The sequence below is a fragment of the Desulfocucumis palustris genome (assembly GCF_002933875.1).
Lineage (GTDB): Bacteria > Bacillota > Desulfotomaculia > Desulfotomaculales > Desulfocucumaceae > Desulfocucumis > Desulfocucumis palustris.
On record NZ_BFAV01000157.1, the window covers coordinates 186519 to 208579 of the forward strand.

Below are 22061 nucleotides of genomic sequence, written 5' to 3' on the forward strand. Positions count from 1 at the left end.
TATTGAAAAACCGGCAAATCTCCCTGGCACCAGTTTTTCATATGCAAATTAAATCAATAGTTATTATGTCGAATAAAAGTTATTTATTGTATGCCGGGAATATCTATCACCCCTGATTATGCTGTTTTCACAAATACTAAACATTGATTTTTCTGCTAATCTAAAGGATTAGTATTCCGCTTGTAGAAATATAATATATATGGCGTAATTTACTGAAAATTAAAATATATTACTGGTCGGACTGAGATAGAGGGAGAAAAGCAAAAGAGGTGTTTTATTAATTTGGAGACAGTCAGTTTAAACGGCCTGATGGAAAGCCGGGATTTCACCGACCGGGTGTGCCGGGAAAGCGGACAGCCGGCGGGCAATTGCTACCAGTGCGGTAAATGCACCGCGGGCTGCCCCCTGGCCGGCACCATGGACATCCCCCCCAACAGGGTTATGCGCATGGTCCAACTGGGTCTCAAGGACAGGCTGCTAAACAGCCAGACCATATGGATATGCGCCTTCTGCTCCACCTGCACGGTCCGCTGCCCCCGGGGACTGGACCCCGCCCGGGTGATGGAGAGCCTGAGGATTATGGCCCGCCGGGAGGGAACGGCATTAAAGGGCAGGGGTAAAAAGGTCCATATATTTAACGACAATTTTCTGGATTCCGTTAAAAGATTCGGCAGAATGTTCGAATTGGGAACAATGGTTGGTTACAACCTGAAATGCGGCACGCCGTTCAAGGATGGGGATACCGGATTGATCATGTTCCTGCAGGGCAAACTTAAATTTCTGCCCGAGAAACCAAGGGAAATGGATGAAATCAGCCGCATTTTTGAAGAAGTGCAGCGGATGGAGGCGGAACAAAAATGAACTACTCCTATTTTCCCGGGTGCTGCCACCACACCAGTGCCAGGGAATACGACCTGTCCACCAGGCTGGTATGTAAAAACCTGGGCATCAATCTTACGGACGTGCCGGACTGGAGCTGCTGCGGCTCCACCGCCGCTCACAGCACCAGCCGGCTGCTGGCCCTGGCTCTTTCGGCCAGAAACCTGGCCCTGGCGGAGGAAACCGGACTGGACGTCACCGCCGCCTGCGCGGCCTGTTACCAGAGATTGGCCCTGGCCCGCCATGAACTTTCCGGTGATGGCGACTTAATGAAAAAAGTAAATAAAATCACCGGCAAAAAATACCGGGGTGATATAAAGGTAAAATCCATTCTGGACGTGGTGCACGAGTCAGCCGGCGACCAGCTGGAAACCATGGCGGTCAAACCCTTAAAGGGCCTTAAAGTAGCGTGTTATTACGGGTGCCTGCTGGTAAGACCCGGGGAGATTTCCGCCGACGACCCGGAAAACCCCCGGAAAATGGATATTATAATGGAAAAGCTGGGCGCGCGGACAGTGGAATGGGGCTACAAAACCGAATGCTGCGGCGCCTCCCTGGCGGTGAGCAATGAGGATATAGTCATTCAACTGGTGGAAAAAATTATCCGCAACGCCGTGCTGGCCGGGGCCAACAGCATTGTCACCGCCTGCCCCCTGTGCCACTTCAATCTGGACGTGAGGCAGTTCAAAATCAACAGGAACCTGGGAACCGGCTACCGGCTGCCGGTGTTCTATTTCACCCAGCTCATGGGTGTGGCCCTGGGGCTTAATTTTGCCGACATCGGGGTTTATTCCCATTTTGTAAACCCCACCAAACTGCTCAGATCCATTGGTTAAACATTCTCTACGGCAGGAGTTGATAATATATGAACAGGACAGGAGTTTTCGTCTGCTGGTGCGGCTCCAATATAGGCGCGGTGGTGGACGTTCCCCGGGTGGCGGAGGCTGCCGCCGGATTTACCGGTGTTGTTCTGGCCACCCATTATAAATATATGTGCTCGGAGCCGGGGCAGGACACCATTATACAGGCCGTGCGGGAGCACCGGCTGGACCGGGTGGTGGTGGCGTCCTGCTCACCCCGGCTGCACGAGGGCACTTTCCGCAAAACCCTGGCCAGGGCCGGCTTAAACCCTTACATGCTGGAAATGGCCAACATCCGGGAGCAATGCTCCTGGGTGCACCGGCAGGAAAAGGATAAAGCCACGGAAAAGGCCATAGATCTGGTCAGAAGAGCCGTGGCCAAGACGGGACTGGCCTCCCCCCTGACCGCCGCCAGCATACCCGTGACCAGGCGGGCGCTGGTAATCGGGGGCGGCATCGCCGGCCTGCAGGCGGCCCTGGATATCGCCGACGCGGGCCACGAAGTGGTGCTGGTGGAAAGGGAGTCCACCATAGGCGGCAAAATGGCCATGCTGGACAAGACCTTCCCCACCCTGGACTGCTCCGCCTGAATAAGCACGCCTAAAATGGTTGCTGCGGCGCAGCACCCTCACATTAAACTGATGACCTTCGCGGAAGTGCTGAAGGTTGACGGATATGTCGGCAATTTTGAAATAACCGTTAAACAAAAAGCAAGATATGTGGACCACGAAAAATGCACCGGCTGCGGCACCTGCTGGGAAAAATGTCCTTCCAGGACCTCCAGCGAATACAATCTGGGCCTGGGCGACAGAAAGTCCATATACGTTTCCTTTCCCCAGGCGGTGCCCAACAAGCCCGTAATTGACCGGGACAGCTGCCGTTATTTAAACGGCGGCAAATGCGGGGTCTGCAGCAAGGTCTGCCCCGCCGGGGCCATAGACTACCAACAGGAGGACCAGCTGGTTAAATTCAGCGCCGGGGCCATAATAATGGCCACGGGCTACGATCTCTTCCCCTGGGAGGAAGCTTACGGGGAATACGGCTACGGCCGCTACCCGGACGTAATAACAGGGCTCCAGTTCGAACGCATGAGCAACGCCTCGGGGCCCACCGGGGGCAGGATATTAAGGCCCTCGGACGGCAGGGAGCCCCAAAACGTGGTGTTTATAAAATGCGTGGGCTCCAGGGACGATACCAAGGGAAAAAGCTACTGCTCCCGGACCTGCTGCATGTATACCGCCAAGCACGCCCACCAGGTGCTTGAAAAGATACCCGGTTCCAGGGCTTTTGTGTTTTACATGGATGTCAGGACCCCCGGCAAGGCATACGAGGAGTTTTACCAGCGCTCGGTGCGGGAAGGGGCCCAGTATATCAGGGGCAGGGTGGCGAAAATATACCAGTCCGGGGACAAGCTGATGGTTAAGGGCGCCGACACCCTGCTGGGCATGCCGGTGGAACTGGAGGCCGACCTGGTGGTGCTGGCCACCGCCATGACACCCAGCCGGGGATATGGTGAAATAGCGCGCGTAGTGGGCTTTTCCACCGACAAGGACGGCTTCTTCCAGGAAGCGCACCCCAAGCTGCGGCCCATGGAGACAAACACCGCCGGGGTATTCCTGGCCGGCGCCTGTCAGGGTCCCAGGGATATACCGGACACCGTGGCCCAGGCCAGCGGCGCGGCCATGAAAGTATGCGCCCTGTTATCCAAGGAACGGCTGGAGACTGAACCCATGATTTCTTCAGTTAACCGGTCCCTTTGCTCCGGATGCCTGGAATGCGCCAGGGTCTGCCCCTACAAGGCCATTGAAGAAGACAGTGTCAGTGAAAGAGCGGGGGGCAAAACCATCCGGCGCAGGGTGGCGTCGGTGAACACCGGCCTGTGCCAGGGCTGCGGCTGCTGCACCGTGGCCTGCCGCCCCGGAGCCATAAATCTGCTTGGATTCACCAACGAACAGTTGCTGGCGGAGGTGGACGCGCTATGTCTATAGAGGAAAAAAACTGGGAGCCGAAAATAATAGGCTTCTGCTGCAACTGGTGCAGCTACGCCGGGGCGGACCTGGCGGGTGTAAACAGGTTCAGCTATCCCGCCAACATCAGGGTGCTCAGGGTTCCCTGCTCGGGACGGGTAAATCCACAGTTCATACTGCGGGCGTTCCAGCGGGGCGCGGACGCGGTGCTGGTCAGCGGGTGACACCCCGGGGACTGCCACTATGCTAGTGGCAATTACTACACCCGGCGCAGGTTCCAGGTTTTTAAAAACCTGCTGGAATTCGTGGGTTTTGAGCCCGGGAGAATGCACGCCCGCTGGATCAGCGGCTCGGAGGGAGAAAAGTTTGCCCGCACGGTTGAAGAGATTACCGCCCGGGTTAAGGAACTGGGCCCCAACCAAAAAATGAGGGATGAGCTATGATAGCAATAGAAGCAGAACTAAAAAAAGCGGCCGCCGATTTGCTGAGCAGCGGAGAAGCGCAAATGGTGCTGGGTTTTGGCCCGGGAAGCGAGGCAACCCGCACCACGCCGGTTTTTATAACCGGGGCCGGAGACACGGAAAAATTGGTTTTCAATCCCTTCTGCGTGAACAACCTGGTTAAATATTTGATTGACCTGAAAGATTATCCCGGCAAGATAGCCATATGCGTAAAGGGCTGCGACTCCCGGGCCGTCAACAGGCTGCTCCAGGACAAACAGGTGGACCGGAACAAAGTTTTTATACTGGGGCTCCCCTGCCCCGGCCTGCTGGACCCGGAAAAGGCGGAGGCTGTAATTGACCCCTCCGCCCGGCTGCTTACGGCTGAAATGGAAAAAGACGGGGTCAAAATAACAACCGACCGGGGAAATTACAGCCTCCCCGCCGGGTTTTTTATGGATAAGTGCCGGCGCTGCGCCGGGCGCAACCCGGTGGTATATGACCGGCTTGTGGGACAGCCCCTCAGGGAGAATGAAACCGGGGACGACTTTGCGGACGTCAAAAATATAGAAGAGCTACCCCCGGAGGAAAAGAACGCCTACTGGGACAGGCAATTCAGCCGCTGCCTGCGCTGTTACGCCTGCCGCAACGTCTGCCCCGCCTGCAGCTGCCGGGAGTGCGTTTTCGACCGGGCCGAGCCGGGCTGGGTGGCCAGGGCCAGCAACCTGTCCAATAACACCGCCTTTCACCTGGTCAGGGCCTTTCATGTGGCCGGCCGCTGCGTGGACTGCGGCGAGTGCCAGAGGGTATGCCCGGTGCATATTCCCGTGGGAATTTTGAACCGCAAAATATTGATGGATATTAAACAAATGTACGACGAACCCACGCCGGGAATTTCCCCTGACAGGACACCGGTGCTGGGAGGCTTCCATACCGGTGACCCGGATGAATTCATGTAAGGAGGTGCCGGCCATGACCGCCATGCTCATAGACAACGGCAATATTACCAAATTTTTGGACTCCGTGGCCCGGGACCGGCTGCTGGTGGCCCCGGTAAGGGAAGAGGACAACGTGGTAATGTTCAGACACGTAACCGGCGGGGAGCCGGTATGCCTGGATTATTTAAATGCAAGTGTTTCCCCCAGGGAAATGTTTTTCCCAGCCACGGAGAAGATGTTCGCCTTTTCCACAGCGGACGGAGGGCTGCAGCCGGCGGAGCCGGCAAAGGGCAAAAGGGTTCTTTTCGGCGCGCGCCCCTGCGACGTCAAGGCCATACTGTCCATTGATCCTGTTTTTTCCGGGGATTTTCCTGACCCTTTATATCTGGACAAGAGGGAGAAAACCACCATAGTCGCCCTTGCCTGCACAAACCCGTCCCACCGCTGCTTCTGCGCCACCTTCGGGGTAGACCCCGCCGGGGCGGAGGGGGCGGACCTGCTGCTGACCCAGCTGGAGTCATGCTATCTGGCGGAGGCCATAACCCCTAAGGGAAATGATTTGCTGGAGGCTTACAGGCAATTCTTTTCCACTGCTTCCGGGGGGCATGCGGCCGAAAAAAACCGGTTGGCCGGGGCGGCGGCCCAAAAGGTGAACAAACTGGACACCGGCGGAATTAAAGAACTGCTGGATGAAAATTTCGAACTGCCCTACTGGGAGGAACTTGCCTTAAAATGCCTCAACTGCGGCATCTGCACTTATATATGCCCCACCTGCCACTGCTTCAACATCATGGACTTCACCAGGGGCGGGACCGGCGGGGTGCGCTGCCGCACCTGGGACTCCTGCATGTTCATGAATTTTACCCGCATGGCCGGGGGGCACAACCCCAGGCCCACCAGGAAGGAAAGGCTGCGCAACAGGTTCATGCACAAACTTAAATACCACCTGGACCGCTACAACCTTCCCGGCTGCGTGGGCTGCGGCCGGTGCGCGGGAGCCTGTCCCGCGAACATTGACATCAGGCAAATAATCAAGGAACTGAGGGAGGTGGCCCAAAATGGGCGGTAACTGCGCCTGCGCCGCCGGCAACCCTTTAATGCCCCACACCGCCACCATTACATCGGTGACGGAGGAAACCGGCGACGTCAAGACCTTTCAGATGGTCTTCGACGACCCGGCGGTAATGGAAAACTTCCGGCAGAAGCCCGGTCAGGTGGCCCAGATTTCCGTATTTGGAATGGGGGAGTCCACCATATCCATTACCTCCTCCCCCACCAGAAAGGGCTTTCTGGAATTCAGCGTAAAAAGGGTGGGCCGGCTCACCACGGTGCTGCACAACCTTGAGCCCGGCTGCAAGGTTGGCGTCAGGGGACCTTACGGCAACCACTTCCCCTATGAAATAATGAAAGGCAGGGATTTGCTGTTCGTGGGCGGCGGCATCGGACTGGCCCCCCTGCGCTCCCTGATCGATTTTGTGCTGGCGGAGGAAAACCGCGATGATTACGGAAAGGTGGAAATTGTCTACGGCGCCAGGTCCCTGGACGACCTCTGCTTTAAAAACGGTTTAATGAAGCGCTGGCCCAATATAAAGAACACCTCCGTATACACCACCATTGACCGGGAAGACCCCGCCTGGCAGGGTCACGTGGGATTCGTCCCGGCCTACCTGGAGGAAATCGCCCCCGGGGCGGACAACAAATACGCCATCACCTGCGGGCCGCCCATTATGATTAAATTTGTGTTATCGGCCCTGGAGAAATTGGGCTTCCCAGACCACCGGGTAATCACCACCCTGGAAATGAAAATGAAGTGCGGCATAGGCAAATGCGGGCGCTGCAATATCGGCAGCAAGTTCGTCTGCCTGGACGGGCCGGTATTCAGCCTGAACCAGCTCAAGGAGCTGCCGCCGGAATTTTAAGGCCGGGGGAAATTAACCGTATGAATTAGCAGGGGCTGTTCCAAAGAATTTTTTGGGCAGCCCCGTTTAATTTCAGTCTTCATCAATTTGCATCTTTTATAAAAAGAGAAAAATAAAAATCCCGCATCCGGGATAAAATCCGAGAAGAATGGCGCAATTGGAATATACCGTTTTCCGCTACATATAATAAAGGTTGTTATGTATTTAAATTTATCTGGAGGTCATGCAATGAAAACCCTTATAATTTTCGCCCATCCCAACCCCGCCAGCTTTAACGCCGCCATACTGGGGGCGGTAAAGGAGGAACTGGAGAAAAAAGGTGTGGAAACAAGGATAAAGGATTTATACGCCATGAACTGGAACCCCGTGCTGGGAGCCGGGGATTTTCAGCAGCTGCTGGCCGGCAATGTGCCGGAGGACATCGCCCGGGAGCAGGCCGACATTTCCTGGGCCGACCAGCTGATTTTGATCAGCCCGGTGTGGTGGTTCTCCATTCCGGCCATTTTAAAGGGCTATGTGGACCGGGTATTCAGCATGGGCTTCGCCTACGAATATGCTGAAATAGGCCCCCGGGGCCTGCTATCCGGCAAAAAGGTTAAAATAATAACCACCTCCGGGGCACTGGAGGAACACGATAAGCATACCGGCATGACCGGCTCCATCAAGGCCTCGGTGGCCGGCGGCATTTTCGGCTTCTGCGGTTTTGACGAGATTAAGTACAGGAACTGTTACGGGGTTCCCTCAGTGACGGACCGGGAGCGCCAAAAAATGCTGCAGGAGATAAAAGAGTTTGTCCGCTAGAAATCCCTTTTCCTAATTTAACATACCCTCCTTCTCCCCCTGCGACTGCAGGTTGCCGTCAACGGCAAATTTAAATTATAATACCCTACAGTAACTATCTGCGGGGTGACATATAATGCTTATTATTGACCGTTTCGAGGGTGAGTGGGCCGTAATTGAACTGGGCCGGAAGGTCTTTAAAATCCCCAGGCTGCTCCTTCCCCCGGAGGCCGGGGAGGGGGACGTTGTGAACCTGGAGGTTTCCCTGGACAGGGAATCCACCGAAAAACTGAAAAGAGAAACTGAAAAACTTGCTGACAGCTTATTTGAAGAATGAGGTGCACAATACTGAAAACAAAACGCTTTCTACTCCTGTTAATACTTGCGGTGCTGCTGGCTGCCGCCGGCTGCGCCGCTCCCGGCGGGCCCCGGGGAACGCAAGACACACTGTCCCCTTCCGTCCCGGCGGAGGGATTGTTAAAGGTGCATTTTATAGACGTGGGGCAGGCGGACTGCATTCTGGCCCAGCTGCCCGGCGGTGAAAATATGCTGGTGGACGCCGGCAACAACGACGACGGAGAAAAAGTGGTTTCCTATCTCCGGGAGGCGGGAGTTAATAAAATAGACTTCCTGGTGGGAACTCACCCCCACGAGGACCACATCGGCGGGCTGGACACGGTGATTAATAATTTTGAGATTGGAAAAGTGTATCTGCCCAGGGTGAACCACAACACCAAAACGTACCGGGACCTACTGGCCGCCATTAAGGCCAGGGGGCTTAAAGTAACCACCGCCGCCGCGGGGGTTGAAATGTTCAGCAGCGCCGGGGTTGACGCCGCCATGCTGGCGCCGGTGAATACCGGCTATGAAGAATTAAACGACTACTCCGCGGTAATCAAGCTTACTTATAAGAATGTCAGCTTCCTTCTGGCCGGCGACGCGGAAGAAACCTCGGAAAAAGAAATGCTTAAAGCCGGCTTTGACGTCCGGGCGGATGTGTTAAAGGTGGGGCACCACGGCAGCCGTACCTCCACCTCCCCGGCCTTCCTCAGGGCGGTGGCTCCCCGCTATGCCGTAATATCCGCGGGCAAGGACAACGACTACGGGCACCCCCACCAGGAAACCCTGCAGCGTTTGGAAAAAGCAAATGTTAAAGTATTCAGGACCGACCGGGACGGCACCCTGATTTTCAGCACAAACGGAGACAAAATTGCGACAGGGGACGGTTCTTCCCTGTCGCAATTTTCCTTTTTAAGCACCCGGAGAATAATTTTGGGTAAAACCGGTTTTATCCGGGAATGGCCGCCCAACCATTTAAATTGCTAATTTTTTAATCAATTAAATATTATAGCTATTAAAGGAAATATTTACCCGGGTAAAGAAAACTCTTAAAAACTGTTATGAAGGTGAAATAATGATAAATTTAACGGTTGACCACAAAAAAATAAAGGAACTGGCGGATCTTTACGGCACGCCCCTGTATGTTTATGATGAAAACACCATAAGGCTCCGCTGCAGGGAAATGAAAAACCTGTTGCCGTATGAAAATTTCAGGGTCAACTACTCGGCCAAGGCAAACAGCAACATGGAAATATTGAAAATAATACTGGATGAGGGCATCGATGTTGATGCCATGTCCCCGGGAGAGATATATATTGAACAAAAGGCGGGATTTCCCGGTGACCGCATATTTTTTGTCTGCAACAACGTATCCGCGGAAGAAATGCTCTATGCCATTGAAAGAGACATATTAATCAGTGTGGATTCCCTATCGCAGCTGGAACTTTATGGAAAGAAAAAACCGGGCGGGAGAATAGCCGTCAGGTTTAATCCCGGATATGGCTCCGGACATAGCGATAAGGTGATTACCGGGGGGGAAAGCACAAAATTCGGTATCCAAAAAATATACATAAACGCTGTAAAAGAAATATTGCGGAAATACTCCCTGGAATTGGCGGGTATCAACCAGCATATCGGCTCTTTCATACTGGAGGAAGACAACTACATTGAGGGATGTATGAAACTGCTGGAGATTGCCGGGGAATTTTCCGGCTTATCCTTTATAGATTTCGGCGGTGGTTTTGGGATACCGTACAATGGCGACGAAAGCAAGCTGAATTTAACCCAGCTCTCAATTAAATTAATGAATTTAATTGAATCCTTTATCAGGGAATATGACAACAAAAATATAACCTTTAAAATAGAACCCGGCAGATATATCGTGGCGGAAAGCGGTTTTCTGCTTGGCAGGGTGAATGCGGTCAAATACAATTACGAAAAAAAATATGTGGGAACCGATCTGGGTTTCAATGTTCTCATAAGGCCGGTGTTGTACGATTCATATCACGAAATAAAAATAGTTAAACGTGATAATGTTGACAGCCATGAAAAAGAACAGGTAAATATAGTGGGAAACATCTGTGAAAGCGGAGATATAATCGCCAGGGACAGACTTTTGCCCCGGGCGGAAGAAGGTGACCTGGTAGTTGTTTGCTGCGCCGGGGCCTACGGTTTTTCAATGAGCTCAAATTATAATTGCAGGCTGAGACCGGCAGAGGTGCTCATATGTTCCGACGGAACCCATAGATTAATCCGGAGAAGAGAAACATTGGAAGACCTGGTTAAACACTTCCCGGGGTCAGGCCCGGCTTATTGAAAGGATTGACTTACAGCAAATCGGAGGTGTCGGCATGATAATAAAACATTTAGAAAAATCCCCCAGAATAGATGAGAGCGCATATATAGCTCCCAATGCGGCAGTCTGCGGCGAGGTGAAAATTGGCAAAAACACAAAAATAATGTTTGGCGCCGCGATAATTGCCGAAGGCGGCTGTATAGAAATCGGTGATGATTGTATTGTGCTGGAAAATGCAGTTTTGAGAAGCACCATTAATCATTCGTTAAAAATTAGCAACAATGTGCTGGTAGGTCCCAATGCTCATTTGGTTGGATGTACGGTTGAAGACAATGTATTTATTGCCACAGGCGCATCTATATTCCATGGAGCAAAATTATGTAAAGGTTCTGAAGTGAGAATTAATGGGGTTGTTCATATTAAAACAATTTTACCGGAAAATAAAACTGTTCCCATAGGCTGGGTTGCCGTTGGCAACCCGTTGGAGATTTTGCCGCCCGACAGGCATAATGAAATTTGGGCAATACAGAAACCTTTAAATTTCCCCAAATTTGTTTACGGTGTGGATAGAAAACCCGATGGGCAGACTATTATGCCTGAAATCACGAAGATGATGGTAAAAGCTTTAAAAGCACACGAAAAGGATGAGCTTGTTTAAGCCTTCCATTAAGAGGTGAGAGTATGCGAAGAAAAGTTTACTCGTTAATTTTCTGTTTAACTTTATTGGCTCCTTTATTAATTGCCTGTAATGTTAATGCAAAAGAATCGCCTGAAATTGTTGCAAAAATTGATGACATTGAAATTACCGAACAAACCTTCTCCGCCATGGTGGAAGCAGAAAAAAACATTTGGGGTAAATTAAACATAAATATGCCTGAAGATGATGCGTATTATGAAAAGGTGGTTTTAAAAAGGCTTATTACCAATGCTTTACTGGATGTTCAGGCAAAAAAAGAAGGAATTGTTGTTTCAGCTAAAGAAGCTTCCGACCAATTGAACAAGCAATTACAACAAATTAAATACCTGGCCCCGGAGGATCCGGGGAAAATCAGCTTTTTAAACCGGATAAAGTCTTCCGGCTATAACAGTATTGAGGATTATGAAAAAGACAACAGGGTTCTTGATGCCTATAGAAAACAACTGGCAAGAGTTAAGCTAAGAAACACTTTTTATGAGACTGTTTCTAAAACAGCAGGCCTTGAGGAGCGCGGGAAGGCGTGGGAGGACTACAAAAATAATTTAATAAACACGGGTGATTATGAGATTTATATTCCGGTTGACATTAAAGGATTTGAACCGGTCCGGCCATGGGAGCGGTATAATAACCAGGACTTAAATCAAACATTTGCAACAGAAGGAATGCGACAGGGGACGGTTCTCCCCTGTCGCATTATTTATACCGCTTAAGCAGGTGGCTGGCGGCGACAGTTGCCAGGGTCATTCCGGCAAATACCAGTATGATCAGCAGGGCTTCCGCAAACCCGCTGTCCCAGCCGAGGGCGCCGTGCAGCTGGGATACGATGCCGCCCACCAGGAAGGCCACCACCCAGCTGGCGGCCCAGATCATTGCCGCCTCTTTCCTGGAGCGCTCCTTAAAAAGAATCAGGATGGAAGCGATGCAGGGCACGAAAAGGGTGATAGTAATCAGGGCCGCTACGGTTTGCGCCGGTGTCAGGGTCATTCCGGTAAGACCCGCCGCCCCAAAATCCCGCCGCACGATGCCCATGATGAATGCGGTGGCTGTTTCCTTGGGCAGCTTCAGCCAGCCCACCGTGAGGGGCGCCAGCAGTTCCTGCAAAAATTCCAGTATGCCGGTAACCTGAAATACGCTGATGATCAGGGCGCCAAAAGCGAACAGGGGAAATGCTTCTTTTAAGAAATTATATGATTTGGTGGCGGTCTTTTTCAGCACGTTATCCAGCCCGGGCAGCCGCAGGGGCGGCAGGTCGATCAGCAGCTCGGAGGAACTGCCGGGCAGCAGGGCGTTCAGCAGGGTGCCAATCATAACCAGAACAGTGAAAATAACAAATACGTACAGGGCCACATACCAGCCGCCCACCGCCGCAAGCATTCCGGCTATCACACCCAGCTGGGCGGAACAGGGAATGGTAAGCCCCAGCAGAAACACGGCAATCCTGCGCTCCCGGTCCGAAGCCAGCAGCCTGGTGGTGATGGTGGCCATGGTTACGCAACCGAAACCCAGTATTAACGGAATCACCCCCCGGCCGTTCAAACCTATACCTGTCAGCAAACGGTCAACCAGAGTGGCGATTCTGGGCAGGTACCCGGAATCCTCAAAAATGGCAAGAAAAAAATAGAACCCTATAACCAGGGGCATCAACAGCCCCAGGACGTAAGTAACGGTCATGGTCAAAAGGCCGAATTCACCGATGAGAATGGTGCCAAAAGCCGACTCCCCGGCTATGAACCGGCCGACAATATCCCGCACCGCGGGCTCATAAATTCCCAGCATGACGGTCTCCTCGGTGACACCCACCACCGTCCCGGCAATAAATATACCGATAACCTGGTACATGGCATAAAGGGCCAGGGCCAGAATGGGGATGCCGGTTACGGGCCTTAGCATCCAGCGCCCCAGCAGGCCGCCAAGGGAAGCCGCTTCAGGACTTTCCCTCAGAACGCGCTTTACGATACTGTTTACCCGCTCCCGCCGCTTCAGGTATATTTCCTCCCGGTGGTTTCCGGGTTCCAGGCCATGGCGCTCCGCCACCACGGGGTCGCCTTCCAGCACCAGCAGCGCCTCACCCCGGCTGCCCAGCCGGTTAACCAGCAGGTTAATCAAAGGATTCAGCCCCGGGGTTATATTGCCGGTTTTGGCGCCGGCAAGCCGTTCCTTTAATTCCTTCAGTCCCTTTTTCCGCACCGCCACCGTGGGCACCACGGGCACTCCCAAAAGGTCGCTTAACAGCTGGATATCTATCTCCAACCCGTGCCGGCCGGCCTCGTCCAGCATATTTAAGGCCACGATCACGGGGACTCCGGTATCAATTACCTGCTGGGTCAAAAACAGGTCCCTTTCCAGGTGAACGGCGTCCACAACGTTTATAACAATATCGGCGGACAGGATAATATCCCGGGCGATGCGCTCCTCGTCGTTAAAGGAGGAAATGCCGTATACCCCCGGGGTATCTATTATAACATCACGGCCAAACCGGCCGTGGGAGATCTCCAGGGTGGTGCCGGGGTAGTTGGAAACATCCACATACAGACCGGTGAAATAGTTAAAAAAAACCGACTTGCCGGTATTGGGGTTTCCGGCCAATACCAGTTTCCCCGCCCCGGGGGGTATGTTTTTCAGACCAACAGGACCGTGACAATGCGCCAACTGCATTTCACTTCCTTTTTTAAAAACTGAACAAGCGGATGGCCCGGCACTGTTGGCATTTACTGTATCCGGCCGGTCTTATAGCAGGCGCGGCATACCCGGTTTCTGCCCCCGGATCTGGCCCGGGAAAGAGCCTTCTTGACGTTTTTCAATAATTCCGTCAGCTTTTCACCGTCATCCGGATAATAGGCCACCCCCGCGCTTACGGTAACACTCATGCCGTTGGGCCATTGCGCCCTCTCCACGGCACGGCGTATTTTTTCCGCCGCCAGGAGGGCCGTCCGGCCGTCGGCCTCGGGCAAAAGGATTAAAAATTCCCTGCCCCTGTAACGGGTAACACTGTCCCCTTCCAACAGGTTTCGCTTTATCAATTGGCCCACCTTATTTAGAACGAATTCCCCCACCTGGCGTCCCCAGAGGTTTTTGAGCGGTTCAAAGAAATCTATGTCCAGCATGACCAGGGAAAAACGGCCGCTATCTTGCTTCACCCGCACCGTTCCTGCTTGAACCACCTTTAATCACCTTCCGCTTTAATTTTTTACTTTCAACAAACCATCTGCCCCTCCGCTCCGATACCGCAGACGTGACGCACCTGATTTCGCCCCCCGGACTTGGCCTTGTAAAGGGCCAGGTCGGCATTTTTCAATAATTCCGCCAGCTTTTCGCCATCCTCCGGGTAGGAGGCCACCCCGGCACTGACGGTAACCCCCAGGCCGTCCTGCCAATTTACACCCTCCACACCCCGGCGCACCCTTTCGGCCACCTGAAGGGCCGTCCTGCAATCGGCCCCCGGAAGAAGGATTACAAACTCTTCACCCCCAAAACGGGCCACGCTATCCTCCGCCCGCAGGCTTTGTTTAATTGCTTCCGCCACCTGTGCCAGCACCCGGTCCCCAAATTGATGCCCCCAGCGGTCATTAATCCGTTTAAAAAAATCTATATCCACCATAACCAGTGAAAAACCGGCGATTTTCTGCTTTGCTCGGACCAGTTCGGCCTCCACCACCTCGTTGAAGGCCCGCCGGTTATAAATATTGGTCAATTCGTCAAAACGGGCCAATCTTTCCATCCGCTCGTACAGCCCCGCGTTTTCCAGGCTTATGCCCATCTGCCCGGAGGCCAGCATGATCAGGGCCAGTTCGCCATTGTTGAATTCCCGGAGCTTGTTGGATTCCATAAGCACCAGTCCCGTGGTCCTTCCCTGTTCCACCACAGGTGCCATTTCCTCCACCAGTTTCCCGGTGATAACTGACCCCAGCTCCAGTTTGCCCGGCAGTTTGTCGGGGGACGAGGCAACCACGCTGAATTCCCCCTTGCCATTTAACATTGCCGCATGACAATTGCACCCCGGCCAACTGGCGGCCAGCACTCCCCAGAGCAGGGCAAAATCCAATAGTGTGGAGAGGTGTTTCAGCCCCTTTACACCGGCGGAGCGGTAATAGCCCTCTATCTTAAAACAATAAAACACCGCCGCAGCGGCAACCACCCCCTGGGCCGCGGACAGGGAATCAAACCTGGCGTACAGAGCCCCCACCGCGACTCCAAGGCATACCGCCCATTTGCGCAGTTTGGCTATGAAAAGCTCCGCTTCCAACAAACTTATTTCCTGCAAGGTAAAGTATTTCAGGGGCAACATAGCACAACACCCGTAAAATTTATTGTCAGCCGGCCCGGCAAACTTTTTTTAATTAACGGCAACAATTTCCAATATCCGCTCCGGAAAGTAAAAAATTAAAACATATGAAAATGATTTTCATTTTCATTAACATATTACAATTTTGCACGTCTGTCAATATTCAATATTGTTGTTCAGCCAATATTTTTAAGGAGCCTGTTTCCGCTAGGCGCTAAAGGAGCGGCCCCGTGGACCGGGCCGCTCCCTTCAAGCTTTATTAGCAAGCAATCCCAGTAAAGCCTGCCGGCGGGCATACTGGGATTTGCTTTGAAAAGACCGGTTAAAATTTTTAGGAAGCCGAAACTGCCTGCCTTTCCGCGATAAGATCTTCCAGGCGCTCTTTTTGCTTCATGAGTTCCTCCAGCCGCAAATCACCCGGTTCTTCCTGGGGTGCCGGCAGTGTGCGACAGGGGACGGTTCTCTCCTGTCGCATTTATTTTATACATACGTTGGGGACATTCCTCTGGCCCGAAAGCCATGCTCCAAAGAGAGGTGTGTCCCCTTTCCTTAATCGCCTGTTCATCCCCGGTCTTCAAGGACGGGGTCTTACAGGCTGTCAGCAAGTTAAAAATAAAAAATGCGACAGGGAAGAACCGTCCCCTGTCGCATTCTGTCGCATTTTTTATTCGGCTTCCGCGGCCGGCGCCTTGGACCGGCGCGTGACGGAGTAAACTTTGTTTTTCAGGTCGTCCAGGAAGGTGTACATCACCGGCACCACCACCAGGGTCAGCATGGTTGAGGCAATCAGCCCCCCGATGATGGCGTGGGCCATGGGCGCCCTGCTCTCCGCCCCGGAGCCCAGGGCCAGCGCCAGGGGCAACATGCCGAATATCATGGCCATGGAGGTCATAATAATTGGCCTGAGCCTGGTGAGACCCGCGGAAATTATGGCCTCGGACCGCTCCATGCCCTGGGTCCGCCGCTGTTTGGTGAAGTCGATCAGCAATATGGCGTTCTTGGTGACCAGGCCCATCAGCATGATGATGCCTATCATGGACATGAGGCTCAAGTCGCTGCCCATCACCAGCAGTCCGAAAATCGCCCCCACAATGGCCATCGGTATGGAAAACATAATGGCAAAGGGGTCTATATAACTTTCAAACTGGGAGGCCAGTATGAAGAAGATGAACAATATGGCCGTTACCAGCGCTATTCCCATGGAGGTGAAGGTATCTCCCATTCTTTCCGATTCGCCGCTGGCGGTGATGCTGTAGCCCGGGGGCAGCGGCATCTCTTTTTTAACCCGCTCATCGAATATTTTGTTGAATTCCCCCAGGGAAATGCCGTCCAGGTTGCCCGACAGCTCAATTTCCTTGGCCCTGTCGAATCTCCTGATCTTGCTGGGTGACGTGGCGTAGGACTGCTCGGTCACCTGGCTGAGGGCGATTCGGGCATGGGGTCCGCCACCCGCGGGCTCTATGCTGCTGGTGAGATAAATATTGCTTAAATCATCCAGGCCCTTGCGCTGGCCGTCCCCCAGGCGCACCCGCACGTCAACCCGGTCTTCCCCGTCCTCATACTGGCTTACCACCACGCCGTTGAACAGTGTTCGCAACGTATCCCCAATCTGGGCCGTGGAAATCCCAAGGTCCGCCGCCACATCCTGCTTGATTTGAACTTTTCCCTCGGGTTTGCCGGGAATATAGCTGCTCCCCACGTCAACCGCCCCGGGAATGCTTTCCATTATACCCTGGGCCTGCTCCGCATATTTCTGCAGCTGATTCATATCGTCTCCCAGCAGCCGGAAAACAACTGTTTTTTCCACGTTGAGGCCCGCCTGCATTACTATGGCCGTGCGAATACCGGGTACTTCGTGCAGCTTTTTGCGCAAATCCGCCGCTATCTGGCTGGCGCTGCGCTCCCTCTCCTTTTTGTCCACCATTTTCACATAAATATTTACCTTGTCCGTATTAATGGTGGAGTAGGTTTTTACCACCTCGGGATAATCCCTGATTATAGCCTCCAGTTTGTCGGTCATGCCCGCGGCGGCCTCCAGGTTCAAACCGGCGTCGAATTCCGCCTCCACGGTAAATTCCCCCATATCGGCGGAGGGTATGAAGCTGGAGCCCAGCAGGGGGACCAGCATAATGCTGCCTATAAACAGCAGCAGGGCTACCCCCATTGTCTTCCAGCGGTTCCTGAGCACAACCCTGAGAAAGTGCGCGTATATCAAGTTAAAATTGTCAAAGCCCTTGTTAAACCAGGCCAGGAATTTACCCAGGGGACCCCTGGACCTGAACTTCTCATCCTTTAAATGGCGGGAAGCCAGGAGAGGCACCAGGGTGAAGGAGACCAGCAGGGAAACCAGCACGCTGAAGACCACGGTGATACCGAACTGTTTAAAAAACTGGCCCACAATGCCGGTCATCATGGCCACCGGCAAAAACACCGCCACCACGGTAAGGGTGGTGGACATAACCGCCAGCCCTATTTCCTCCGAGGCTTCCTTTGCCGCGGCAAGGGGAGTTTTGCCCATTCTCATGTGCCGCACAATGTTTTCAATGACCACTATGGCATCGTCGATAAGCAGCCCCACCGAAAGGGAGAGGGCCATCAGGGACATGAAATTAAGGGAAAAATTCATCATCTTCATGGCAAAGAAAGTGGCTATGATCGAAGTGGGTATGGACAGGGCGCTAATCATGGTGCTGCGCCAGTCCCGCAGGAAAATGAACACCATGGCTACCGCCAGCAGCGCCCCCTCAATAATGGTGTTGAACACGTCCCTGACGGAGTCTCTTATGTAGACGGAGTTGTCGCTGACTATGTCCAGGCTGACCCCCGGGGGCAGTTCCTTCCGGAGGTCTTCCACAGCCTCTTTAACACTGTCCGCCACCAGCACGGTATTGCTGCCGGACTGCTTGACTACGTCAAGTCCAATGGCCGGTTTCCCCTGGTAACGGGAACTGCTGTCCATTTCCTTCACCCCGTCCACCACGGTGGCTATATCCTTAACATAAATCTGCACCCCGTCCTTGCGGGCCACCGGCAGGTCCAAAAAATTCGCCGGACGGTCCACCTGCCCCATGGTTCTCAGGGTTATTTCCCGGCCGTTGCTGCTGACTTTACCCCCGGGGACCTCCATATTCTCGCTGCCCAGGCTGGCTAAAACCTCGGAGGTGGTAATGCCGTAGGCCGCCAGTTTGTCTTTATCCAGGTTGATCTGTATTTCCCTTTCCTGGGCCCCGTACACGGTTATATTCCCCACGCCCTTGATTACTTCCAGGCGCTTTTTCACCAGGTCGTCCACAACTCCGGTCATTTCCTTCTGGGTAATGTTACCGGTAATGGCCAGGGAAATGATGGGAAAAGCAGTGGGGTCGAACCTTGCTATCACGGGGTCCTCGATATCATCCGGAAGCTCCCCCCGGATAGTGCCTATTTTATCCCTTACATCCTGGGCGGCCACCTCCGGAGACGTTTCCAGGCTGAATTCCGCCACCACGGTGGCGACCCCTTCCTGGGCGGTGGTATAAATATGCTTCACCCCGGAAATCTGGCCCACCGCCTCTTCCAGTTTACGGGCAATTTTGGTTTCAATCTGCTCGGGGGAGGCCCCCTGCTGCACCACGGTCACCACCACGTAGGGAAATTCCACCTCGGGGTAGTCGTTTATGTTCAGGCCCACGTAACTGATAATGCCGAGGGATACCAGGGCAAGTATGATTACCGTAGCAAAGACGGGCCTTTTCAGACTGAGATTAGTCAGAAACAAAAGCTACTCCTCCTTATTCGGCAATCTTTATGCTGTCCTGGTCTTTGAGTTTGTTTACATTGGTTACTATTACCTTTTGCCCCGGGGCAAGTCCGGATTTAATTTCAACCAGTTGATCAATCATTTTACCTATTTGCACCTGCTGGCGCACAGCCTTGCCGTCCCTGGCCATGAATACGAAGTACAGACCTTCCCTGTCTGTCAGGGCGTCCCTGGAAACCGCCGCAACCTCCTCCGCGCCGCCTATTTTTATATCCGCCTTGGCGAACATGCCCGGCTTCAACAGCCCGTCACGGTTGTTAATTTTTATTTTCGTCTCGAAAACCCTGGCGGATTTACTGGCCACGGGATTTATAATATCCACCACGCCCTCGAAGGTTTTGCCGGGATAGGCGTCAAGGGTTATGACGGCTTTAAGTCCGGGTTTAATCTGCGCTATTTTTGCCTGTTCAATATTAACCACCGCGTAAACGGAAGATATGTCCGAAATTGTCATGAGCTGCATCCCCGGGGACACCACCTGTCCCACATTAACATTGCGGTCCGCCACGACACCTCCCAGGGGAGCGTTTATGGTGGCGTTGCGCAGGTTCTCTTCGGCGTTGCTCACGGCTGCTTCGGCCGAGCTTACGTCAGCCTCCGCCAGGGCCAGGGCGGTGGATATGTCTTCAAAATCCTTGTCCGACACCGCCCCCTGTTTGTGCAGCTCACTAAAGCGGTCATGGTTGGACCGGGCGGTGAGCAAAGCGGCATTGGCCTTCTGCAGCAAGGCCTGGTTTGAACTCAGGGCGTTCCTGTATTCTGTATACTCCAAAAAGACCAAAGACTGGCCCGGAGACACCCTGTGGCCGTTCTCCACCGCCACCCGGCTTACCCTGCCGGCCACCTTGGAGCTGACAGAGGCTTCATGCAGAGCCTCCAGGGTTCCGGTAAGAGACATGACGTTTTCCATTTTAGCCCTGGTCACTTCTTTGACCACCACGGTCTGAACCGCGTTATTCACGGTATCTTTATCCGCGTCTTTACCGCCCGCAAGGTTGCCCCCGGCTTTTAGCAGACCGAAGACCACCACGGCGGCCACGGGTATTATCAACAGCAGCTTCCATTTATATTTCATTCTTACACTCTCCACTGTTCGGATTTTGTTTTAAAATGCCGTATAATATGATACTTCTAACCCCATCCATCATTTGATTTACCGTTAAATCCAGCCGGTTCAGTATTTTGTAATCAAAAAGGGCGTTAATTGTATTATCCAAAATCAGTCCCAGAATCCCCAGGTGAACATCCTTTTTAATTTCTCCGGCCTCCACTCCCTGCATAAGCACCTCAATTACCTTTTCCCTTTTAAATGTTCGTATGGCCTGGGTTTTCTCCCACTCCCGGGGAAAGTAAAGCTGCAGTTCCTCCAGCAGCCCGGGAGACAGCTTTTCCTGGCCGTAACAGTGTATCACCGCCCTTAATTTATCTAACCAGCCGCCGTCTGTTTTTAAAGCCTCCAGGGTACAGTTTTTTTCATTTTCAATATGTCTGTCAAATAATTCGGCTATAATCTGCCGCTTGCTTTCAAAATATTTGTAAACGGTTTTTTTACTAATGCCAAGGTCGGAAGCAATATCGTCAATGGTGAATCTTCTCAGCCCGAATTTACCGATTTGCGCCCCGGCCGACCTTATAATTCTGTCTCTCAAGGGGATACCCTCCCTATGGAAAATAAAACGGTTCCCTGAGTTTCCAAAAATAATCTACCAGCCGGCTGCCACCCGGTCAAGTAAAATTTGGGTTAACCCTAACTAACATTACACGGGGAAATACAATAATGTTTCATCCCGGCTGAAAAATTTTTGTTTTCTAACAGTGCCGCCTGACGGTGGTAAAATTACCAATACAGCAGAGCCGGGGGTAAGCGCCACGGCTCTGCTGTATTTCCGTTATTTCCCGGGGAATTCAAGTTTAGCAATTATTTCCCCCTTAAAAACAGGGCACATCACAATGGCAATGAAAACAACCATCGCCTGACCATGTGAGGCTATGGCATAGCGCCCTTGAATAGATTCCTCCCATACATATAGACGCAACAGAGGAATGATTTACTTCATTTCCTAATTTGATTTCATTTACCCCACATCCTTAGGCCCCTTTCCCGCCCGGAGACATTCTTTGGAGCAAGCCAACAACAACCCCCGCCGCAAGGGCCGCGATGGCGGCCAAAATTCTAAACTCACAGGCTGACCACTGGCCTTAAAGGCCGGTAAAATATAATCATTTTACAAATCGACAAAAATAGTGTCAAAGAACAAACAAATCCACCTTATTGACAAAATCTATCGAACGGCTTATATTACATATAAACTGTTAACATGCAACTTATTATCACTTTATGTATTCTTTAGGATATTTTCTCTTGATATGCATAAAAATGGCAGGGAGTGAAGTGTATATGGCCGATATGAAAAACCCCTCAATCCAGGGCACAATGTTTGAGGCCTTGGGTATCATAGTGGAGGAAGCCGGACCGGACAAGGTGGTGCTGACCATGCCGGTGGGCCCCGCCACCAGGCAACCGTACGGGCTCCTGCACGGTGGAGCGTCCGTGGCCCTGGCGGAAACCGCCGCCAGCATCGGCGCGCACCTGAATGCCGCCCCGGAGGGCAAGGCGGCGGTGGGCCTTGAAATAAACGCCAACCATATCAAGCCCAAAAGGGACGGGGTGGTAAGGGCCAGGGCGATTCCCCTGCACAAGGGAAGCACCACCATGGTCTGGGATATTAAAATAACGGACGAAAAAGAAAAGCTTGTCTGCGTATCCAGATGCACCATGGCCATAATTGATATACCCGGCGGGGAGAATGGCAAATTTAAATGAGGCTCACAGGCTGTTGGCGGGATAAAAGCCGGAGGACACTC

General features: G+C 52.8%; 21 protein-coding genes. 14 read left to right on the forward strand and 7 right to left on the reverse strand.

What is annotated here, in order from left to right; translation table 11 throughout:
* Positions 1–282: 282 nt before the first annotated feature.
* The 13 genes from DCCM_RS15670 (at position 283) to DCCM_RS15730 (ending at position 11825) form a co-directional block, all read left to right on the forward strand.
* Positions 283–861 carry a 4Fe-4S dicluster domain-containing protein gene (locus DCCM_RS15670; protein ID WP_104373315.1) on the forward strand — a complete coding sequence of 193 codons (579 nt, stop codon included), beginning with the start codon at positions 283–285 and terminating at the stop codon, positions 859–861.
* Positions 858–1715: a CoB--CoM heterodisulfide reductase iron-sulfur subunit B family protein gene (locus DCCM_RS15675; RefSeq protein WP_104373316.1), complete on the forward strand. Its 858-nt coding sequence runs from the start codon at positions 858–860 to the stop codon at positions 1713–1715. Before DCCM_RS15670 ends, DCCM_RS15675 begins: the two co-directional genes overlap by 4 nt.
* A gap of 29 nt (positions 1716–1744) precedes the next feature.
* Complete coding sequence (locus tag DCCM_RS15680; protein WP_104373317.1) at positions 1745–3727, forward strand: CoB--CoM heterodisulfide reductase iron-sulfur subunit A family protein; 1983 nt, start codon at positions 1745–1747, stop codon at positions 3725–3727.
* Positions 3718–4149: a hydrogenase iron-sulfur subunit gene (locus DCCM_RS19355; RefSeq protein ID WP_231702801.1), complete on the forward strand. Its 432-nt coding sequence runs from the start codon at positions 3718–3720 to the stop codon at positions 4147–4149. The genes DCCM_RS15680 and DCCM_RS19355 overlap by 10 nt, the downstream gene beginning before the upstream one ends.
* A complete protein-coding gene (locus DCCM_RS15690) occupies positions 4146–5105 on the forward strand; it encodes a 4Fe-4S dicluster domain-containing protein (RefSeq protein ID WP_104373318.1) in 960 nt (319 codons plus the stop codon). Before DCCM_RS19355 ends, DCCM_RS15690 begins: the two co-directional genes overlap by 4 nt.
* Positions 5092–6153, forward strand: coding sequence for a 4Fe-4S dicluster domain-containing protein (locus DCCM_RS15695; protein ID WP_231702816.1), 1062 nt, complete (start codon positions 5092–5094; stop codon positions 6151–6153). The genes DCCM_RS15690 and DCCM_RS15695 overlap by 14 nt, the downstream gene beginning before the upstream one ends.
* Positions 6143–7003, forward strand: a complete 861-nt coding sequence (locus DCCM_RS15700) for an FAD/NAD(P)-binding protein (protein ID WP_104373320.1) — start codon at positions 6143–6145, stop codon at positions 7001–7003. Before DCCM_RS15695 ends, DCCM_RS15700 begins: the two co-directional genes overlap by 11 nt.
* A gap of 228 nt (positions 7004–7231) precedes the next feature.
* The gene (locus DCCM_RS15705) at positions 7232–7804 is read left to right on the forward strand and encodes an NAD(P)H-dependent oxidoreductase (protein ID WP_104373321.1); all 573 of its coding nucleotides are present in this window, start codon (positions 7232–7234) and stop codon (positions 7802–7804) included.
* A gap of 115 nt (positions 7805–7919) precedes the next feature.
* Positions 7920–8120: a DUF3006 domain-containing protein gene (locus DCCM_RS15710; RefSeq protein WP_104373322.1), complete on the forward strand. Its 201-nt coding sequence runs from the start codon at positions 7920–7922 to the stop codon at positions 8118–8120.
* A complete protein-coding gene (locus DCCM_RS15715; protein WP_104373323.1) occupies positions 8117–9109 on the forward strand; it encodes a ComEC/Rec2 family competence protein in 993 nt (330 codons plus the stop codon). Before DCCM_RS15710 ends, DCCM_RS15715 begins: the two co-directional genes overlap by 4 nt.
* An 88-nt stretch (positions 9110–9197) precedes the next feature.
* Positions 9198–10439, forward strand: coding sequence for a diaminopimelate decarboxylase (lysA, locus tag DCCM_RS15720; RefSeq protein ID WP_104373324.1), 1242 nt, complete (start codon positions 9198–9200; stop codon positions 10437–10439).
* 34 nt (positions 10440–10473) lie between these two features.
* Positions 10474–11076: a gamma carbonic anhydrase family protein gene (locus tag DCCM_RS15725; RefSeq protein ID WP_104373325.1), complete on the forward strand. Its 603-nt coding sequence runs from the start codon at positions 10474–10476 to the stop codon at positions 11074–11076.
* Positions 11077–11099: 23 nt separating this feature from the next.
* A complete protein-coding gene (locus DCCM_RS15730) occupies positions 11100–11825 on the forward strand; it encodes a SurA N-terminal domain-containing protein (protein WP_104373326.1) in 726 nt (241 codons plus the stop codon).
* Here DCCM_RS15730 and feoB read toward each other — a convergent pair.
* The 7 genes from feoB to DCCM_RS15765 all read right to left on the reverse strand — a co-directional run bounded on the left by feoB (position 11809) and on the right by DCCM_RS15765 (position 20845).
* Positions 11809–13770 (reverse strand): ferrous iron transport protein B, encoded by a 1962-nt coding sequence (gene feoB, locus DCCM_RS15735; protein ID WP_104373327.1) that lies wholly within the window; start codon positions 13768–13770, stop codon positions 11809–11811. The two genes, DCCM_RS15730 and feoB, sit on opposite strands and share 17 nt — an antisense overlap.
* Positions 13771–13823: 53 nt before the next feature.
* Positions 13824–14276 (reverse strand): GGDEF domain-containing protein, encoded by a 453-nt coding sequence (locus tag DCCM_RS15740; RefSeq protein ID WP_128739168.1) that lies wholly within the window; start codon positions 14274–14276, stop codon positions 13824–13826.
* Between the two features lie 32 nt (positions 14277–14308).
* A complete protein-coding gene (locus DCCM_RS15745) occupies positions 14309–15400 on the reverse strand; it encodes a GGDEF domain-containing protein (protein ID WP_104373329.1) in 1092 nt (363 codons plus the stop codon).
* A 328-nt stretch (positions 15401–15728) separates the two neighbouring features.
* The gene (locus DCCM_RS15750; protein ID WP_174705171.1) at positions 15729–15872 is read right to left on the reverse strand and encodes a hypothetical protein; all 144 of its coding nucleotides are present in this window, start codon (positions 15870–15872) and stop codon (positions 15729–15731) included.
* Between the two features lie 189 nt (positions 15873–16061).
* On the reverse strand, positions 16062–19154 hold the full coding sequence (locus DCCM_RS15755; RefSeq protein ID WP_104373330.1) for an efflux RND transporter permease subunit: 3093 nt from the start codon (positions 19152–19154) through the stop codon (positions 16062–16064).
* Positions 19155–19167: 13 nt separating this feature from the next.
* Positions 19168–20271: an efflux RND transporter periplasmic adaptor subunit gene (locus DCCM_RS15760; protein WP_104373331.1), complete on the reverse strand. Its 1104-nt coding sequence runs from the start codon at positions 20269–20271 to the stop codon at positions 19168–19170.
* Positions 20261–20845 carry a TetR/AcrR family transcriptional regulator gene (locus DCCM_RS15765; RefSeq protein WP_165792204.1) on the reverse strand — a complete coding sequence of 195 codons (585 nt, stop codon included), beginning with the start codon at positions 20843–20845 and terminating at the stop codon, positions 20261–20263. The genes DCCM_RS15760 and DCCM_RS15765 overlap by 11 nt, the downstream gene beginning before the upstream one ends.
* Positions 20846–21594: 749 nt before the next feature.
* On the opposite strand from DCCM_RS15765, the gene DCCM_RS15770 reads away from it, so the two are divergent.
* Positions 21595–22020 carry a hotdog fold thioesterase gene (locus tag DCCM_RS15770; RefSeq protein ID WP_307718821.1) on the forward strand — a complete coding sequence of 142 codons (426 nt, stop codon included), beginning with the start codon at positions 21595–21597 and terminating at the stop codon, positions 22018–22020.
* The last annotated feature ends 41 nt before the right edge of the window (positions 22021–22061 follow it).

Excerpts from the sequence above, each read along its gene's own strand:
- feoB (WP_104373327.1), bottom strand. The coding sequence starts at position 13,770 with ATGCAGTTGGCGCATTGTCACGGTCCTGTTGGTCTGAAAAACATACCC.
- DCCM_RS15675 (WP_104373316.1), top strand. The coding sequence starts at position 858 with ATGAACTACTCCTATTTTCCCGGGTGCTGCCACCACACCAGTGCCAGG.
- DCCM_RS15690 (WP_104373318.1), top strand. The coding sequence starts at position 4,146 with ATGATAGCAATAGAAGCAGAACTAAAAAAAGCGGCCGCCGATTTGCTG.
- DCCM_RS15760 (WP_104373331.1), bottom strand. The coding sequence starts at position 20,271 with ATGAAATATAAATGGAAGCTGCTGTTGATAATACCCGTGGCCGCCGTG.
- DCCM_RS15730 (WP_104373326.1), top strand. The coding sequence starts at position 11,100 with ATGCGAAGAAAAGTTTACTCGTTAATTTTCTGTTTAACTTTATTGGCT.
- DCCM_RS15695 (WP_231702816.1), top strand. The coding sequence starts at position 5,092 with ATGAATTCATGTAAGGAGGTGCCGGCCATGACCGCCATGCTCATAGAC.
- DCCM_RS15710 (WP_104373322.1), top strand. The coding sequence starts at position 7,920 with ATGCTTATTATTGACCGTTTCGAGGGTGAGTGGGCCGTAATTGAACTG.
- DCCM_RS15745 (WP_104373329.1), bottom strand. The coding sequence starts at position 15,400 with ATGTTGCCCCTGAAATACTTTACCTTGCAGGAAATAAGTTTGTTGGAA.
- DCCM_RS15715 (WP_104373323.1), top strand. The coding sequence starts at position 8,117 with ATGAGGTGCACAATACTGAAAACAAAACGCTTTCTACTCCTGTTAATA.
- lysA (WP_104373324.1), top strand. The coding sequence starts at position 9,198 with ATGATAAATTTAACGGTTGACCACAAAAAAATAAAGGAACTGGCGGAT.
- DCCM_RS15705 (WP_104373321.1), top strand. The coding sequence starts at position 7,232 with ATGAAAACCCTTATAATTTTCGCCCATCCCAACCCCGCCAGCTTTAAC.
- DCCM_RS15750 (WP_174705171.1), bottom strand. The coding sequence starts at position 15,872 with ATGCGACAGGAGAGAACCGTCCCCTGTCGCACACTGCCGGCACCCCAG.
- DCCM_RS15725 (WP_104373325.1), top strand. The coding sequence starts at position 10,474 with ATGATAATAAAACATTTAGAAAAATCCCCCAGAATAGATGAGAGCGCA.
- DCCM_RS15770 (WP_307718821.1), top strand. The coding sequence starts at position 21,595 with ATGGCCGATATGAAAAACCCCTCAATCCAGGGCACAATGTTTGAGGCC.
- DCCM_RS15700 (WP_104373320.1), top strand. The coding sequence starts at position 6,143 with ATGGGCGGTAACTGCGCCTGCGCCGCCGGCAACCCTTTAATGCCCCAC.